Here is a 3,081-nt window from a genome sequence, read left to right on the forward strand (position 1 = left end):
AAGAACGCCTGTGCCTTTGTCGTCGAGTAACTAATGAACACAAGTAGTTAAGTAGCTAGGTTCGCTTTCGGAAGATTTTCGATCCAGTTACAAAATTTTGTTTTACAACATTACAACTAATGCTTAGACTTATTGCGCCATGACGGGAAGAATGATTGACATAATGATATGTTCACACACAACAGAGCGACTTAATGGAACTTCCAACCATTTTTCCAGGACAAAATCAGAGCGTATATGCCCACACGTTAACTCAGTTGACTGCTCGTGAGTGGGCTGTATTGCTGGAAGTAGCCAATGATTCAAGCAACGCAACAATTGCTGAACGGCTTTGTATTACGACGAAAAGTGTTGAAAACTACCGGACACGGATTGGCGGTAAGATGGAATTGACGGGGCATCGAGTATTAGAGCGTTTTGCCCGTCAACACAAACCGGCGCTTCGGCAGTGGTATGAACTACTCGTTGGCGAATTACCCTCTACTCCTTAGCTACGTGTATTACCTCAATTTTTGAGGGGTTACTACTCAATTTTTGAGGGCTTTTTCCTCTGTTTTAGTTTGGCTGATGCGTCTACGTTTGTCATCAAGAAAGCAGCAGTTGTCGGGCCACCCCAGACACTAAGCAACTTTTGATTCTCATGATGAACTCAATGAAACAAACACGCCAATGAAGAGCATACTACATCTGATCAACAAGTCATCGAAAGTGCTTACTCTCGCACTTGTCATGGCTACAGCTTTATCATGTCATCCTGACGAGCCAACCACTAACGTGTTGCCACAGGCATCACAGGCAGGAGCCAGAAAACAAGCGCTCGACAAGGTTCAGGTAGCCAAAATACTGGCGAAAGCCGTTCTGGACGAAGACGTTCGCGTCCTGCTCAAAGCCGAGGCCTTGAAGAAGTTTGACGGTGATTATGACGTTCTCTTGCAGATGGTAAAAGACAAGAAGATAAAAGGCAGTAAGTCCCTTTTTGACGCTATCGTTGAGAAAGATGAAACGCCGGGGAGGTTCAAGAAACTGAGTGATGACCTACCACTACTCACGTTCTACGTACCCACGTTTTTTTCGGCTCATAAGTGGGATACAAAGCAGCAAGTTCCCTTCATAGCTGTTCGCGATGAAGACAATAAGCTGATGCTTTACAACTACAAAGGCGAGTCGATGGAGTTGAACCCGCTTGAGGAACCGGACGTCCCGATGCTGGTGGTGAAAATTAATGACCGGGTAACTACAACTCCCCCCAAGAATGAGAAGGGAAGGATTGCTGCTGACAACTTTATTTTCAGCAATGGGCAACACAGCTTTTACTTTACAGATGGGCTGGCAGAAAGCCTAGTGCCAAAAAAGAAGGGTGCCCGCTTCTTTGTCAATGATAATGGCATTGACCCTGTGGTTGTTGAAGGCTATCAGAGGAGCCTAAATTGTAATACCTGTTATCAGCGCGACTGGATTTACTATGGTATTAATCCAGCCTCAGGCCAAAACTCAGGGCCATTAAACTATCGATTTAAAGAAGCAATCACCCAGTTTCGCTTGGAAAACATAAATTCATTCGCTGACTTGGGCGGCTGGGATGAAGGTAGTTACCAGTTCAGAATATACCCGATGTTTACGGGTAAGGGAGTCACAGAAAAAACGCCTCCCACCAAGGTTCTTTTTATCGCCCCTGAACAGTTATATACCTATCATACTGAACCGAGATGCACCAATCACATTTTTTGGATCTCATGTTACCCAGTTCGAATCGTTGACGATGTACGGGCTTATGAATTTCCTTCTCCTGTGGTTATTGACACCTGGAGCATGGAGGATAATGGTAACCGATGGTTCTTCAAGGTGGAAGAATATGACCTAACGGAAGAAGTAGAGCGGACTGAGGTCATGACATCAGAGTTTAGCACTAATTTTTCGTTCAGTGTAGCACTAGGCGAGAAGGTAAAACTTGGCCCTAGTCTCGGCTTTGGCACCAAATCAACGCAACAAACCACATTCAAATACAAAACCACGACCGGTAGTGATGAGCTTGGTGTGGGAATCCTTCGGTATGAGGATCCTGTCATAACCTCCCGCTTCTCACTCCCGGGTACGACTACTATCCTTGGCAATACGTATGAAGTGACAACAGGTGCTACACGGCTTTCTATCGAAACTATGCGATCCAACTAACCTTTTAAATTGATAAACACTGCGTCTATTTCCATGCGTTGATGCGTACGGAAATAGACGTTTCTCATCGTTAACTTATGCGAACCTCTTATCTACTTACCGCCATTATTATCAGCCTTCTGAGCTGTCAACAGGAGCCTGAGCCTTATGCAATACCTGAAAAAGGAGGGTGGTATGTGCTTCAGTCACCCACCAATCAGCCTATCTACGCCGTCCTTGGCAACATTGACTCTACGTTGCTGCTCAGCACGTTGTCTAACGAGATTTATTACACGACCGATAAAGGAAAATCCTGGCAAATGGCAACATTCAACCAGCCTAACCCAGAGGGAATAATGGGTTTTGCGGCCCGGAAGGATACCATTTGGGCTATGACATCGGCACGAGGCGGTGAAGACGGGACTTTTACTTTCTTCGATAACCCGGTTTTTTACAGCCTTGACAGCGGTAGAAGCTGGAAACACAAGTACAGGATAGGTGAGATAAGGACTCGGTACAAAGTGGCAACGTCGCCCTCCGGCATTCAATATACCGTCGAGGAGTCGTCTACACCATATGCAAAAGATCCACAAAACGCCTTGCTTCAAGAAACAACAGGCATTGCCGCTACTGATGGGCGGTTACTTCCGCTACCAGACAGGCATCAAACAAAGGGCCTCTATTTGGATTCGCAGCAACGCCTCTACGTGTGTAATTCAGCTCCAGTGTGTGGCCCGAAAAATGACGCCAAGTTTTGTGGCACCGATGAGAACTCCCGCTATCGGGGTGTACTGTATATTTCTAAACAGCCACAGCCATAAGGATAATTTTGGCTGTGATTATCTAGAAAAAGCAAGCCCTTCAACTACGAATAGATGAAGGGCTTGCTTTTTCTAAACGTGCTGATTTTACATGGCCAGTTTTTCGCGG

Annotated in this window: 3 protein-coding genes; all 3 read left to right on the top strand. The window is 45.7% G+C overall.

Annotated elements, in window-relative coordinates:
* Nucleotides 1-194: 194 nt before the first annotated feature.
* The 3 genes from J2I47_RS26275 to J2I47_RS26285 all read left to right on the top strand — a co-directional run bounded on the left by J2I47_RS26275 (nt 195) and on the right by J2I47_RS26285 (nt 2,972).
* Nucleotides 195-491, top strand: coding sequence for a response regulator transcription factor (locus J2I47_RS26275; RefSeq protein ID WP_207367610.1), 297 nt, complete (start codon nt 195-197; stop codon nt 489-491).
* 178 nt (nt 492-669) lie between these two features.
* Nucleotides 670-2,172 (top strand): hypothetical protein, encoded by a 1,503-nt coding sequence (locus J2I47_RS26280; protein ID WP_207367611.1) that lies wholly within the window; start codon nt 670-672, stop codon nt 2,170-2,172.
* A gap of 77 nt (nt 2,173-2,249) precedes the next feature.
* On the top strand, nt 2,250-2,972 hold the full coding sequence (locus tag J2I47_RS26285) for a beta propeller repeat protein (protein WP_207367612.1): 723 nt from the start codon (nt 2,250-2,252) through the stop codon (nt 2,970-2,972).
* The last annotated feature ends 109 nt before the right edge of the window (nt 2,973-3,081 follow it).

It is taken from the genome of Fibrella rubiginis, from assembly GCF_017353185.1.
Taxonomy (GTDB): Bacteria; Bacteroidota; Bacteroidia; order Cytophagales; family Spirosomataceae; genus Fibrella; species Fibrella rubiginis.